Here is a 15,781-nt window from a genome sequence, read left to right on the forward strand (position 1 = left end):
TGTGTGACAACAGTTCGGTCGCGCCCTCCGGCAACCGCCTTAAGCAATAACCACTGCACGTGCCCGCGCTGTGTTTGCGCGCCGTCGTTCGCCTGCCCCGTCAAAAGGACCTGTAAGTGATGCGTTCCCGACTCAAGCCATCCGCTACCCGTGCCGCCAAGGCGCCTGCCACTGCAGGTCAAGTGTTGCTCCTCAAGCCCCTGGCGCAGGTGATCGCGTTGATGGTGTTTGCCGGTGGTGCCCATGCGGCGCAGCCTCAGGCGTTCAGTTCGGGTTGGTTTGCCGCCAAGGGCACGGCGCAGGCGGCGGGCAGTGTGCGCCCGGGCGTGGTGACGCCGGGCACGCCGCCACCGTTGTCCCAGCAGCAGCGCGGCAACGAACAGTTGCAGCGCTCATTGCAGAACCTCAACACCAGCGTCGCCGCGATTGCCGCGCAACAGGCCGCGCAGGCAGCGGCGAGGGGCAACGCCAGTGCAGGGCCGCAGACCATCCATAACGGCCTGGGCGGCAATGGCTTGAACGTGGTGATCGGCGCGGACGGCAAGCCGCTGTTCGTCAACGCCGAAGGCCCGGTGCAGACCGACGCCAACGGCAAGACCCTGGTGTCGATCAAGCAGACGGCCGACAAGGCCATCCTCAATTGGCAAACCTTCAACGTCGGCCGCGACACCACCGTGCAGTTCCAGCAGAACAGCGATTGGGCCGTGCTCAACAAGATCAACAACAGCACCGCGCCGAGCCAGATCCAGGGGGCGATCAAGGCCGACGGCACGGTGATGATCGTCAACGGCAACGGCGTGGTGTTCAGCGGCACAAGCCAGGTCAACGTGCGCAACCTGGTGGCTGCGGCCACCGGGTTCACGGATGAACAATTCACCGCCAGGGGCTTGTACAGCTCAGGTAATAGCGCGCCGAGTTTTACTCAAGCCGCCGGTAACGTGACGGTCGAGCGCGGCGCGCAGATCCAGACCCAGGTGCCCGCCACGTCCACCGCCGGCGGCGGTTACGTGCTGTTGCTCGGCAAAGAGGTGGAGAACGCCGGGAGCATTTCCACCGCGCGGGGCCAGACGGTCCTGGCGGCGGGTGACAGCTTTGTGATCAGGAAGGGTTACAGCACCGATGGCAATGTCACCTCCACTACACGTGGCAATGAAGTCAGCGTCACCGGCAGTGGCAAGGCCAGTAACAGCGGATTGATCCAGGCTTCCACCGGCGACATCACCCTGACTGCCCAGCAAGTGCTGCAAAACGGGGTGCTGCTCTCCAGCTCCTCGGTGGACGCCCGGGGCACCTTGCACTTGAAGGGCACGGGCAACGACGCCAGCGTGACCATGGGAGAGGGCAGCCTCAGCGCCATTGTGCTCGACACCAGCAATGCCCTCGACAGCCAGCGTGCCGGGTTGCTCACGCCGTCGGTTGACCAGACCGGCAACGTCGTGCCCGCTGACGCCTACCGCCGCGACCAGTCCCTGGTGGAGATCACCAGCGACGGCAGCGTGGATTTTCGCAAGGGCTCCCTGACCCTGGCCACCGGTGGCCAGGTCGGCGTCAAGGCCGCGCAGCGCAGCTTGGTGCGTGACGGTGCGGTGATCGATGTCTCCGGCGCCATCGGGGTCAAGTTGGCGATGGAGTCAAACAGCGTCAAGGTCAACATCCAGGGCAACGAGCAGCGCGATGCGGCGGTCAACCGCGATGGCAAGGCCCTCAATAACAACGACGTCTGGGTGGATGTACGCGACCTGATTTTCGTCCCGGCCGGCACTAACGGCTATGCCACGGACCGTTGGTACACCGCCGGCGGCTTGCTGGAGGTGGGCGGTTACCTGGGCACCCGCAACCATGGGATTGGTGAGTGGATGGCCCAGGGCGGCACGGTGACGTTCAGCGGCAAGGACGTGGTCACCCAGGACGGCTCGCAGATCAACCTGTCGGGCGGCACCCTCGACGTGCAGGCGGGCAAGGTCAAGCAAACCTGGCTCAAAGGCCCGGACGGGCGTCTGTATGAGCTGTCCAGCGCACCCGGGGACCTGCTCTACAGCGGGATCTACAAGGGGTACGAAGACCATAGCCAGCGCTGGGGCGTGACCGACTATTACTACAACCCGTTGATCGCACCCCGCGAACGCAGCGAGGCCGGCTACACCGTGGGCCGTGATGCCGGGCGCCTGGTCATCAGTACCGCCGGCGCGGTGCTCGAGGGGCAGGTTGTCGGTGACACTTACCAGGGCGATCGCCAGACCCAGGCTGCGCAAAAGGGCTTGGACGGTTACCTGCAATCGCAAAAAGCCGTGGCCCGGGGCGCCGCATTGATGGTCGGCAGCTACGTGCCGTATTACGTCAAGGACAGCGCCCAGTTGCAGTACGCCCTGGGCGCGGATGCCACCACGGTGAAAAACGTCGTGCTGGGACCGCGAGCGCCGGCCATCGCGGCAGGGTTGGACTTGAACAGCGTGTTGCCGGCCGAGCGGGCGTCCACGCTGTATCTGGACAGCGACGCCCTGAACGCGACGAAGCTGGGCGCGATCAACATCGCCAGCACCGGCTCGATTCTGGTCAATGGCGCGCTGGAGGTTGCACCGGCCGGCGACATCACCCTGTTCGGACCCAAGGTCGAAGTGAATGCCAACCTGACCGCGCATTCCGGCAGCCTGCAACTGGGCAATGTGTTGGCACAGATCACCTCGGCCGGCAGGAACGACGTGACCCTTGGCGCTCGCGGCAGCTTGACGGTGAACAGCGGCGTGGCCCTGGACACCAGCGGCTTGTGGAGCAACCAGTTGTTGAGCGCCAACGATAGCAGCCGTTTGCCCTACCTCAACGGTGGTAGCGTGCTGGTGCGCAGCAGCGGCGATGTGACGCTGGCGACGGGTAGCCGGGTGGACGTGTCCTCCGGTGCGGCCCTGGATGCCAGGAACCAGCTGGTCGGCGGCAAGGGCGGTGACGTGACGCTCGCGGCGAACGCCAACAGCGCCGACAGCCGGGGCAACCTGGCCCTCAACGGTGAATTGATCGGCTATGGGGTCAATGGCGGTGGGCGCCTGAGTGTGCAGGCTGGCAAGGTGCTGATCAGTGATCAGCCTGTCGCCCCCCAGGCCGGTACGCTGCAACTGGGCAGCGGGTTCTTCAACAAGGGCTTCGGCGCCTATGACATCACCGGCAATGAAGGTTTGCTGGTTGCCGACGGAACCCAGGTCAGCGTGACCGCACCGGTGTACCGCCTCAATGACACCGCGCAAAACCTGGCGAGTGGTGCCGACCCGCGCAACGCGCTTGAGGTCTGGACCCCGCCGCAATACCGGGAAACCCCCACCAAGGGCCAGTTGACCGCACGCAAAGGTGCGAGCCTGAGCCTGCAGGCCGGCACCCTGCTGTCGACAGCGGCGCAGATGGCCTCGGCGCAAGTGCGCATTGGCCAGGGCACGCAGATCAATGTTGACCCAGGCCAAGCGATCAGCCTACGCAGTGTTGGCCAACTGACAGTGGACGGCACCTTGAACGCCTGGGGCGGCAACATCACCCTGGGCGGCGTCAGCGTGCAGCCCACCGTGGCGAGCAGCGTTGAAAACCAGGGCCATGGCCGTTCGATCTGGATTGGCGAGCACGCTGTGCTGGATGTGGCCGCGCGGGCGGTCAGCGCCGTCGACAGCCTGGGTCGGCGCTATGGCGTGGTGGGGCAGGGCGGCAATATCGTCATTGGCGGAGTCATCGACCCGGCCACCGGGATCGCCACGGCAGCCAACGTGTTCGTGGTGGTACGTGAAGGCGCCCGTCTTGACGCCTCGGGCACCCAGGCGCTGCTGGACCTGACCGGTGCCGGTCCGAGGAGGGTTGCCAGCCGGGGGGGCAGTATCTCGCTGGCATCCAACAACGGCGTGTACCTGGACGGCACACTCGTGGCCAACAGCGGAGGCGCGGGGGCGGCGGGCGGCAGCCTGAACGTGGCCCTGGAAGCACCGCTTTATGGCGATGCGGCCAACGCCCGCGTGCGGCAAGCACGCGAATTGGTCGTCAGCGCCTCCGACTCAGGCACATCGTTGCCCGATGGCGGCACGCCCGAATCGGTCGCCGGCGGCCTGACTTACGGCCATGGCCGGCTGACGGTCGACCGGGTCAACGCGGGTGGCTTTGATAACCTGTCGCTGCTCAGTAATGGCCTGGTCAGCTTCGAGGGTGACGTGTCGCTGCGCCTGGGGCAGAGCCTGAGCCTGTACGCCGGGGCCATGGCCTTGACGGATGGGGCGTCCCGACAGACCAGCGTGCTATTGGCGGCGCCCTATGTGCGCCTGGCCGGGGTTGGCAACAACAGCGAAGGCACTGACGGCTCGGTTCGCCCGACGGTCCAGGGCGGCGTTTCCACTCAGGGCTCAGCGGGCCGCTTGAGGGTTGAAGCTGCAAACGTGCTGGATGTGCGTGACGGGGTTAACTTCGGTGCCCATGCCGAACGCTCGAAAGCGCTGGCCGACGGGATTGATCGACGTGCGTTCGATCAGGCCGATCTGGTCAGTCAAGGCGACATGCGTTTTTTGGCGGGCACTACGTTCAAGACCAAAACCACCTTGACCACCCAGGCTGACCTGAACCTCACGGCCGCACAGATTTACCCGGCGACCGGAGCTGTTGCCGAAGTCATGGCCGGCAACACCGGGCTCAACAGCGACTTTGATCCGACACGGACCCTGCGCATCGGCAGAGTCGGCAATTTGGCTCCGGCCCAGCCTTATTCGGTGTTCGGCAGCTTGTTACTGGGCGCTTCGACCATCGAACAAGGTGGTGTGTTGCGGGCCCCCATGGGCGCGCTGACGCTGGGTGTGAGTGCTGACATCGTTCGTTCGACCAAAGTGCTCAACCTGCTGCCTGGCAGCCTGACCTCCGTCAGCGCCGGTGGCCTGGTGCTGCCTTATGGCGGGACAGTCGACGGCGTGACTTGGCAGTACAACGGCAAGCAGGTGGAACTGTTGGGCGCCGGCGGTACCCGTGCAACGGGCAACCTGGCGGTGGGCGTGCAACTGGCGGGGCGCTCGCTGAATGTGCAGCAGGACGCGGTGCTGGACCTCAGCGGTGGCGGCGAACTGCTCGGCGCGGCGTTTGTTTCCGGGCGCGGGGGCTCCACCGATGCACGCTACAACCCGTTGGTACAGATGGGCGCGGACGGGCGCTTTACCTTGCCGGGGCTGGCGACCAACCCGGTCTACGCCATTGTTCCGGGCGTGCAGCCGGGCGTAGCACCCAGCGGTGGCGAGGCGGGGGCTACCCAGCCGCTGGCAGGTCAACAAATCAATATCGGGGCAGGTGTGCCGGGCCTTCCAGCAGGCACCTACACCTTGCTGCCGTCCACTTATGCCCTGTTGCCGGGTGCGTTTCGGGTAGAGCTCAACGGCTTGGCAGCGCCATTCGCCAGCGGTTCGATGCGCAGCGCCTCAGTCATGAATAACGGTTCCTGGTCAACCGAAGGATTCCTGTCGATTGCCGGATCCGGCATTCGCGACAGTTTATCGAGCCAGGTGATCGTCACCCCGGCGGCGGTATTGCGCCGGTATTCGCAATACAACGAAACCTCCTATGCCGATTTCGTTCGTGCTGATGCGGCACGCCTGGGGGTGCCGCGTGGCGCGCTTGAGGCCGACGCCAAGACCTTGAAGCTGCAATTGATCCCTGGTCAGCAAGGCCAGGGGTTCAGCTTTGACGGCGAGGGGCGATTCAAACCCGCCGAAGGTGGGTTTGGTGCCACGGTTGCGGTGCTGAGTGGCGGTAATGCTATCGAGGTGGTTGCTGATACCGCTCAGGCCAGTCACACGGCGTCGATGGTATCGGTGCGCGCCAGCGATTTGAATGCCCTGGGCGCGGCCCGCCTGGTGGTGGGCGGCGAAACGACGGTGGTGTATGGCCAGGGCGGCAACTTCGTCGGGTTCGACACAGGAACCACTGCGCAGTCGGTTGTCGTACGTCAGGGCGCCACACTGGCGGCACCGGAAGTGTTCTTGATGACAGGAAGAACTTCGGGTGCCATTGAGATCGAACAAGGCGCGTCGATCAATACCCTCGGTCGCGGCAAGGCTGCCTATGATTCGGATAATGGCTTTATTTATCGGCCTGGCGATCGCAGTGTATTGGCCGTCTCCAATGGGCGTCTGCAGATGCTGGCGCCGACCAGCGGCGCCAATGGCCTGGGGCCGGGCAGCATCCTCATTGGCCAATGCAATCCAGGGGCTTGCGGCGGTGATACGTCGCTGTATTCCGAGGGCTCGATTGCGTTTGCTACCACCAACCGGTTTGCGTTGGGCGACAGCGTGCGCTACGGCACCCGCCATCTGGCACTGGCGGTGGGCGGGATCAACGTCGGCAGTGCCGAGGCGCTGGCCGAAGCGGCTGCGCGTGGCGTGTTGCCGTCGGGCTTGAGCCTCAACCAGCAAGTGCTGGATCGCCTGTTGCGGGGTGACACCGCCAATGGCGCCCCGGCCCTGCAAAGCCTGGCGCTGACCGCCGGGCAATCGTTGAATTTCTATGGCAGCGCCAGCTTGAGTACCCTCGACAGTTCGGGCAAATCGCTGCTTGATGAACTTCTGCTGACCACGCCGGCGATCTACGGGTACGGCAGCGCGAGTGACGTGGCGCTGATCCAGACCGGCACCTTGGTATGGGGCGGCGACAAAACTGCGCCGCCCGCCGTGATCAGCAACGGCGCAGGCACCGGCAGTGGCACGCTGACGTTGCAGGCGCGGCGCATCGAGTTCGGTTATGGCCGAAATACCCAGCCCGACAGCCTGGCCAACGATGGCCGGATGACCCTGGGTTTCGCCAACGTCAATCTCAATGCCAGTGAGCGCATCAGCGCCAACCACAAAGGCAGCCTGGCGGTGCACCAGGCCCAGGGTGCCTATGAAGCCGGCAAGGGCTTCGCCTACAGCGGCGGCAATCTGGCCATCACCACGCCTTTGCTGACCGGCGAAGCGGGTTCGGTCAATCGCATCAGCGCCGGTGGCACAGTCACCGTGACGGCCCCGGCCAGCGGTGCGGCATCGGTGGATGCGGCCGCCATCGACGCCCTGGGGGCGGAGTTGATGCTGTCCGGGCGCAGTGTAGGCGTCGATACCTCGGTCGTGCTGCCCAGCGGCAAGCTGACCCTCAGCGCCGATGAGGAACTGACCCTGGGCGCGGCTTCGCGGCTGGACCTCAGTGGGCGCAAAGTACAGATCAACGATGTGAGCCAATACAGCTGGGGCGGTGATGTGAGCCTGGAGAGCCGCCACGGCAATATTCGCCAGGCGGCAGGCGCGCTGATCGATATGTCCGCGCAGTTCAACCAGGGTGGTTTGCTCAAGGCGGTGGCGGTGGACGATGGCGCGGGTCAGGTTGACCTGCAAGGGCAGATTCGCGCCGGCAGCAGCGGCTATTACGATGCCGGTGGCACTCTGGTGCCGTACAAGGCGGGTGGTGTGGACATCCGAGCGCAGCAGATGGGTGATTTCGCCGCCCTGAACCAGCGCTTGAACCAAGGCCAGGTGTTCGGCTCGCGCAGCTTCCAGCTCAAGCAAGGCAACCTGGTGATTGGCGATGAGCTTAAAGCCAACCAAGTCAACGTCTCGGTGGATAACGGCAGCCTGACGGTGGTGGGTACCGTCGATGCCAGTGGCGAGCGGGTCGGCAGCATTCGCCTGGCCGGCAAGCAGGGCCTGAGCCTCGCCGGCAGTGCAGTACTGGATGCCCACGGCACGGCTCTGCGGGTCGACAGCTACGGCAAGATTATCGATGCGCCGAACCGGGCAGTGGTGGAACTCAACAGCGGCGACGGTCAGCTGACCCTGGCCGATGGTGTGCGTATTGACCTGCGCCACGGCACTGCGACGACCCAGGGTAGTGGCCGTGGGCAATACGACGGTGTAGCCCGCGGCACCCTAGAGCTCAATGCACCACGGCTCAATGCCAATGACGTGGCCATTGATGCGAGTGGGCGGATCGACGTTCAGGGTGCCCGCTCCATTGCGGTAAACGCAGTGGCTCGTTATACCGATGCACCGCTTGGCACCGTGCCTTCGGCCAGTGGCCAGCCGTACCAGGTGATCGACCAGAATTACCTGAAGCAAAAGCATGACCTTGCCGAAGCCTTTATCAACAACGCCTTGAACAACACCGGGTTGATGCAGGGCAAACTCGCGGGCTTGAACAACAGCCGCTACACCGATGCCTTCCACCTGCGTCCAGGTGTTGAAATCGTCACCCAGGGCGACCTGGTGGTCAGTGGCGACCTCGACCTTTCCGGTTACCGTTACGCCAGCGTCAACCCCAATACACCGAAGACCTCGGTATACGGTTCGGGTGAAGTGGGCAGCCTGGTGGTACGTGCCGGTGGCAACATCAACGTCTACGGCAGCATCAACGACGGTTTTGCGCCGCCGCCGGTAACGCCGGATGACAATGGCTGGGTATTGACCCCGGGCCTGCAAGGGTTTGGCTCCGATGTGATCGTGCCCGGCCCTGGTGTGGTCCTGGCGAATGGCAGTGCGTTCCCTACCGGCAAGACCCTCAACTACCCATTGCCGATGCAGGCCACCAGCTTGGCCCAAGGCACTGTGCTGCCGACCCTGGGTACGCTCGATGCGCCACTGACCCTGCCGGCCAACACCGTGTTGAGCGCGGCGGTACGCGACGGCGCCGGCAACCTGCTGTACGCCGCCGGTACGTTGCTGCAACAACCTGTAGTGCTGGCCGCCGGTACGCAACTGGAGGCGGGCACGGTATTGGCTGGCGTCGCTTCCCTGCGTGCCATGACCTGGCCCGCGGGCGTGCCGTTGCCCAGCCGTGGGGCCGTGTCGGGCGGTGCGGCCGATGGTGTGTTGCTGGCCGGTGACCTGGCGCTCAAGGTGGGGGCGCTGATTCCTTACGGCACAAACGTCAAGCTGCCCACCGGCATGGTGTCGGTGCCGTTGCGTACCGTGACCGGCGCTACCGCGCGGCAGAACTGGGCCGTGGCACCGATGCTGGCCGAGGGCTCGCAGTCGTGGTCGTTGCGCGTTGTTTCCGGCGCCGATACCCAGGCTGCCGACACGCGCTCGATCCGGCCGGCCTTTGCCGGTGACCTGACGCTGGCCGACACGCACTACGGTATCTACGAAACCCACGACAAGATCATCATCCCGGCCCAGCCGGCGCGGCCAGGCGGGGCCTGGTACTGGACCGATTTTGCCGCCGAGTTGTTTGGCTTCGAGGCAGGAACGCCGGTGCAGGAGGCTGATTGGGGCTTTTGTGATGAAGCGCAAATGTGTGTTCGCGTCAATTACGTGTGGAGTGATCTTGCAGAGCTCTTCGGCTTTGTTCCCGGCAAGCCGGTCTCCTCGGCGGACGAGAGTTTCTGCGACCCGGATATGTGCGTTTCCCTGGGTGAGCCGATTCCGGCAAAACCCGAGCAGGTGACCATCGGGGACGTGAAACTGGTTTCGCCAGTGAGTCAGCACTTCAGCGTATTGCGCACCGGCACCGGGGATCTGGACCTGATCGCCTCAGGCAATGTGGCGATGAAATCGCCTTATGGCATCTACACCGCAGGGACCTCCAGCGCTTCTCGCGCAGGCAGTGCCGCTGCGGACTTTGACCGGGCTCGTACGATCTCGGCGGATGGAACGGTACTGGGTAGTGCGGCCAAGGCGTATGAAGCCTTGGTCAATGAGAGCAGCGCCAGCCCTTATGCCGCTTGGTATCCCGACGGCGGCGGCAATGTATTGCTGCGCACGGGCGGTAGCCTGACGGGCGATGTCTGGACGCCGAACACGGATGTGGCAGCCCCCAACGACGGTCGCATTCAACTCAACAGTGCGAACCTGGGTAACTGGTTGTGGCGCCAAGGCACGGGCAACACTGCGGGTGTATCCCCCATACCCACCAGTTGGTGGGTCAACTTTGGCACTTACGTAAAGAGCGAAGCCGGCGCCAACATGTATTTCGAAGACGCTGCGCAGATAAACCAGCTACCACGCCTGGTGGGGTTCACCGGTGTCGGCACCCTGGGTGGCGGCAACCTGACCCTGGACCTGGGCAGCGATGGCGGCATGCAGACTCGACGCGGCGCACTGGGTGGGAGGACAGCACCACGTAGTGAAGGGTTGGTGTTGGCGGTTGGGAGTACCGGGCGGGTCGTTGACGGCCAACTGCTGCTGACCGGTGGTGGTGACCTGGATGTGCGTATGGGCGGGGATTTGAACCCGGGGCTGGAGGCTCGTGCAACGCGACCTAATGCTGACAGTTCATTGTCAGGCGACGTCAAAGCAGAAACCCTCAGCCTCAATGGTGTCTTCACCAACCTGCGGGGTGCCTTGAACCTGCAGGCAGGCAGCCTGGGGGGGATTGCCTTGAACTATGGCGGCATGAGTGGCGATCAAGATGCCAAGGACACACGGGCCTACTCGCCGTACACCGCGAGCCTGGGTACGGCCACCGGCGGGATCACGCTGATGCTTGGTGATGCCACGGCGAGCCTGTCGACCCGGGGTGACTTGGTGTTGGCGGGGACCGGCGATCCTGGCCGTGTCTCTACCGAAAATAACCAGGCGTTCAATTACAACGGTCAAAACTATGGTAATGGGGCCACTTGGTTCTCGTTATGGACCGAGCGCACGGCTATCGACTTATTCTCCGCAGGTGGCAGCTTGACGCCTAGCGTGCAGAGCGTATCGCTTAGCCCAGGTGGCGATGCTTCCCCGTTGAAAGGGCAGAATTACTCCAGTACCGACGGACGCTTTATTTTCCCTTCGAAACTCGGCGTGGTGGCTGCCAACGGCAGCATCTATCTCGGCGCGTCAGCATTGGGCATCGGCCCGCAGCCTAACAACCCGGCGTATTCACTATTGCTTGCACCGTCGAGCAACGGGCGGCTGGCGATGCTGGCCGGGGATTCAATCTACGCCAGCGGTTACGCGGTCAACCAGTCGGGTGACAGTCTGGCTTCGATACCGACGCCTTTCGCGCCAGCCTTTGTCGGCCGAAACGGGTTCAGCCAGGTCGTCGACAACCTGGGCAGTAACGCCATGCTAGATGACCTGTCGTTGTTTGCCTTGCGCAGCCTGACCGACCTTGCGCGCCCGGCCGCCCAGTCAGAACCGGCCAGGTTTTATACCCGGCAAGGCGATATCGTAGGCTTGCGCAGTGGTGAAATCATCACATTCAACGGTGACCGGCAAGGGCAGGTCCGTTATGAAGCCGCAGGCCCGGTATGGATGCGGGCAGGGCGTGACATCGTCAGTTCCGGCACGTATCTGGGCCAGCCGACGGTGTTCCCTGCGCTGCGGGGCAATAACGGCGATTACAGCGGGGCAAGCAGCGGCAACGTGTTCGTTCACAACCGCCCCGAGGATGTGTCGGTGGTCTCGGCCGGGCGCGACATCGTCTACAGCAACTTCAGCGTCGCCGGGCCCGGAACGTTGGAGGTCAGCGCCGGGCGCAACCTGTTGATGGAAGACAAAGCCTCGATCACCAGCCTGGGACCTGTGGCGGTGGGGGACTCGCGCCCGGGTGCCTCAATCGTGCTGGAAGCCGGGGTTGGGTCCAATGGCCTGGATTACCTGAAATTCGTGACGCCCTACCTGGACCGCGCCAACCAGGCGGTCGAAGGCGTACCCTTGGCCGGGCAGGCGGGCAAAGTGGCGAAAACCTATGAGGCCGAACTGCTGCAATGGCTCAAGGAGCGCTATGCCTTCAGCGGCGACGCCGACCAGGCACGGGCGTACTTCGCGGGCCTGGGCCCTGAGCAACAACGCATCTTCGCCCGCTCGGTGTACTTCGCCGAGGTGCGCGAGGGCGGTCGTGAGTTCAACCTGGCCGCCGGCCCGCGTTCCGGTAGCTTTGTGCGCAGCCGCGCCGCCATCGACCGGCTGTTGCCGAGCAAGGACGTGGCGGGCAACCCGATCGTGTATGACGGCGACATCACCCTGTACGGCGGTGCCGGGGTGCATACCCGGTTTGGTGGCGATATCCAGATGCTCACACCGGGCGGTCAGCAGGTGTTCGGCATTGAAGGGTCTGCACCGCCGGCCAGTGCCGGGGTGATCACCCAAGGTGCCGGGGACATCCAGCTGTATGCCCAGGGCAGCATCCTGCTGGGTCAGAGCCGCATCATGACGACCTTTGGCGGGTCGATTCTAGCCTGGTCCGACTCAGGCGATATCAACGCCGGGCGCGGCTCGAAAACCACTGTGCTCTACACCCCGCCCAAGCGGGTGTATGACACCTGGGGCAATGTGACTTTGTCGCCCAACGTGCCGAGTTCCGGCGCGGGTATTGCCACCCTGGCGCCGATTGCCGAAGTGCCGGCCGGTGACATCGACCTGTTGGCTCCTGCGGGCACCATCGATGCGGGCGAAGCGGGCATTCGGGTGTCGGGTAACGTCAACATTGCCGCCTTGCGTGTGGTCAACGCGGCGAACATCCAGACCCAAGGCAAATCGTCCGGGGTGCCGGTGACGGCGGCGGTGAACACCGGCGCGATGACTTCGGCCAGTGCGGCGGGCGCGGCGGCGTCCCAGGCGGCGGAGGATGCGGCGCGCAGCCAGCAGGCGGCGGCGAAGCAGGGCCGGGCGTCAATCGTGACGGTGGAGGTGTTGGGGTTTGGCACTGAGCCGGTGCCGCGTGAGCCGGAGCCTCAACAGAAGACATCTGCGTACAACCCGAACAGTCCGGTGCAGGTGTTGGGCGCGGGGCCGTTGAGTGAACAGGCGCAGGCGCGGTTGACGGATGAGGAGCGGCGGCAGATCAATTTGTAAGGGTTTTGGAAGGACCTCTCGATGGACCGTTTGGGGGCGATCAATGATTGCCCCGTTTTTTTGGGTGGCGGTGTACATATCCGTTGCTGCGGTAACGGCGGCTTATGGTTCCGCTCTTACAGCGGCTCACTTTGGAAAAGCCGGAATGCCGGCCCAGCCCAAAGTAAGCAATGGGCTCTGCCCCGCCTGTCGGCACCTCGCTTAGGCTCGGTGTGCCCTCACTCCGGCATTGCTCCGCGGGCCGCCGCGCTGCTTCTCTGTAGAAGCGCGTGTGTTTTTGCTGTTGCTTCACCCCACTCAAGCCGGCCGGTAGGCCGCTGTGCTCTTGCTTTTGATCTTGATCTTAGGCGCCCCGTTAAACCACGCTGGCCGAACGCAGGCTTTGGAGCGTGGGTAACCCGGCAGGACGCCGGGTTAGCCGTCCTGGGCCAAGGATGGCCCATGACGGCGGCCCACGGTCCACAGCCGGAGTGAGGGCACACCGAGCCTGAGCGAGGTGCCGAGTGGTGGGGCAAGAGCGTTTTGCTTACTTTTGCGCTCTTCAAAAGTGAGCCGCTGTAAGAGCGGAACCATAAGCCGCCGTTACCCAAATAACGGATATGCACCCAAAAAGCCCAGCTGAAAAAATGCCCCCCTCTCAATCCCAAATGAAGCTTTCATGACAAAAGTTCGGTAGCCCGCATCCACTCCCGTCTTGCCTATGTAACGCGCTGGAGGCGATCAAAAGTCCCCTCCAAAGCCGTCAGCAGGACGCCAGGAGTGGGGCACATGGGAACTATGGAACGTTACTCGAAAGTCGGCATGCAGGAGCTCGATCAGCGCCTGTCGAAGATCGTCGAAGCCGCGCGCAAGAAGCCGGTTTCGGTGTACCGCTACGGCGCGCCGTGGGTGTGGATCGTCTCTCAGGACGATTGGCAGGGCGCCTTGAAGGAGGTCTCCAGCTACATCCCCGACGGCCACTCGCTGGTGTTGCTGCGCCCGCAGATCGACGAAGTGCTCGACCAGCACCGTGACCTGCTCCAGGCCGAGCCGGGCATGTTGATTGCCCCGCACACGGTGGTGCACATCCTGCTGCTGCAACTGCTGTATTCGGTACCCAGCGAACAGCAGCTGCACGAGCAGCTCAATTACAACCTGCTGTTCCGCTGGTTCGTCGGCCTCGACCTGAACCAGAAAGTGTGGGGCATTCACGCCCTGCAGCGCGACATCGCCACGTTGCTGAACAACCCACGCGCGGTGCAACTCATCCAGAAAATCATCGGTGAAGTGTTTTGTGGCGCCTTGCTGCACATGCCGGAGTTCTCCTTGAACTTCGCCCTGTTGCACACCTGGCTGGCCCGGCACAGCCATCTTTCGACCAGCAGCAATTGAGCAGGCCGAACGCCGTGCAATCGGCGAAGGCTCACAACTTTTCTAGACAACTCTTTTTTAGACAACCGGGGGGCGGTGTGGAGCATCTGTTCAAGTCAACGCTGGCGCTGTGCCTGACGCTGGGGGCCTTGGCCCAACCCGCGTGGGCCGAAGAGGAGGGCGCGGCACGCCGGGTGGACGTCAACGAATACTTCGTGCGCGGCAATACCGTACTCGATGCGGCGGCGATCGAGGAAGCGGTGTACCCGTTCCTGGGGCCGCAAAAGACCCTCGGCGATATTGAAGGCGCACGCGACGCGTTGCAGAAGATCTACCAGGCGCGCGGCTACCAATCGGTGTTTGTGGAGTTGCCCGAGCAGAAAGTCGATGACGGCATCGTCTATCTGCAAGTCAGCGAAACCAAGGTCGGCCGGGTGCGGGTGGTCGGCGCCAAGCACTATTCGCCGGTGGAAATCCGCGAAGACGTGCCGGCGCTCAAGGAAGGCACGGTGCCGGATTTCGCCAGCGTGCAAACCCAGCTGGCGGGGCTCAACCGTGGCGTCGGTCGGCAAGTGACGCCGCTGGTACGCGAAGGGCAGCGCCCGGGCACCATGGACGTCGACCTGCAGGTGGAAGACCAGAACCCCTGGCACGCCAGCGTCGGCCTGAACAACGACTACAGCGCCGACACCAAAGAGCTGCGCTCGGTAGCGACCGTGGGTTACGACAACCTCTGGCAACTGGGGCACAGCATTTCCCTGACCTATTTCACCGCACCCGAGGACACCAGCAATGCCAAGGTCTGGTCGGGCTCTTACAGCGCCCCGTTGAATGAGCGCTGGACCTTGCAGTTCTCCGGTTACCAGTCCGACAGCAATATCGCAACCATCGGCGGCAGCAACGTGTTGGGCAAGGGCCATTCCTACGGTGTGTCGGCCATCTACAACCTGCCGGCCAGTGATAACTGGGCCCATTCGTTCTCCTTCGGCGTGGACTTCAAGGACTTCGACGAACAGCTGAAGTTGGGCAGCAACAGTGATCAGGTGCCGCTCAAATACGCGCCATTCACGTTCGGCTACAACGGCTATCGCTACAGCGAGCAGTCTTCCCTGGGCCTGGGCTTGAACCTGGTGGTGGGCACCCGCGCGTTCTTTGGCTATGGCAGCGACTCACAGGACTTCGAGTACAAGCGCTACAAGGCCAGCCCCAGTTTCGCGGTGCTCAAGGGTGACGTGAATTACACCTACACCTTCGGCAACGACTGGCAGTCGGCGACCAAGGGCGGCTTCCAACTGGCCTCGGGCCCGCTGGTCTCCAACGAACAGTATTCCGCCGGGGGGGCCACTTCGGTGCGCGGCTACCTCGCTGCGGAGCGCACGGGCGATGAGGGCATCCTGTTCTCCCAGGAAATGCGCACACCGTCCCTCGCCAAGTTCCTCGGCAGTAATGTGCAGGAATGGCGTTTCTACGCGTTCGCCGAGGGGGCGCGCCTGCGCCTGCAAAAACCGCTTGCCGAGCAAGAAGACGAATACAGCCTGGCCAGTGTTGGCCTGGGCACCCGCGCGAGTTTGAGCAAATGGTTATCCGGCAGCCTGGATTGGGGCTACCCGCTGCTCGATGGACCGAACACCCAGAAACAGGACTCGCGGTTGCACTTCAGTGTGCAGGCGACTTTCTGACCTTAT

At 63.8% G+C, this 15,781-nt stretch carries 3 protein-coding genes; all 3 read left to right on the plus strand.

The window, feature by feature from the left end; all coding sequences use genetic code 11:
• Nucleotides 1–119: 119 nt before the first annotated feature.
• The 3 genes from M5B97_RS23670 to M5B97_RS23680 all read left to right on the plus strand — a co-directional run bounded on the left by M5B97_RS23670 (nt 120) and on the right by M5B97_RS23680 (nt 15,775).
• Nucleotides 120–12,746, plus strand: coding sequence for a filamentous haemagglutinin family protein (locus M5B97_RS23670; protein ID WP_248732870.1), 12,627 nt, complete (start codon nt 120–122; stop codon nt 12,744–12,746).
• Between the two features lie 1,035 nt (nt 12,747–13,781).
• A complete protein-coding gene (locus M5B97_RS27695; protein WP_349292534.1) occupies nt 13,782–14,117 on the plus strand; it encodes a transposase in 336 nt (111 codons plus the stop codon).
• Nucleotides 14,118–14,194: 77 nt separating this feature from the next.
• Complete coding sequence (locus M5B97_RS23680; RefSeq protein WP_248732835.1) at nt 14,195–15,775, plus strand: ShlB/FhaC/HecB family hemolysin secretion/activation protein; 1,581 nt, start codon at nt 14,195–14,197, stop codon at nt 15,773–15,775.
• Nucleotides 15,776–15,781: the final 6 nt, after the last annotated feature.

The sequence above is a fragment of the Pseudomonas sp. MWU13-2517 genome (assembly GCF_023242545.1).
GTDB lineage: Bacteria > Pseudomonadota > Gammaproteobacteria > Pseudomonadales > Pseudomonadaceae > Aquipseudomonas.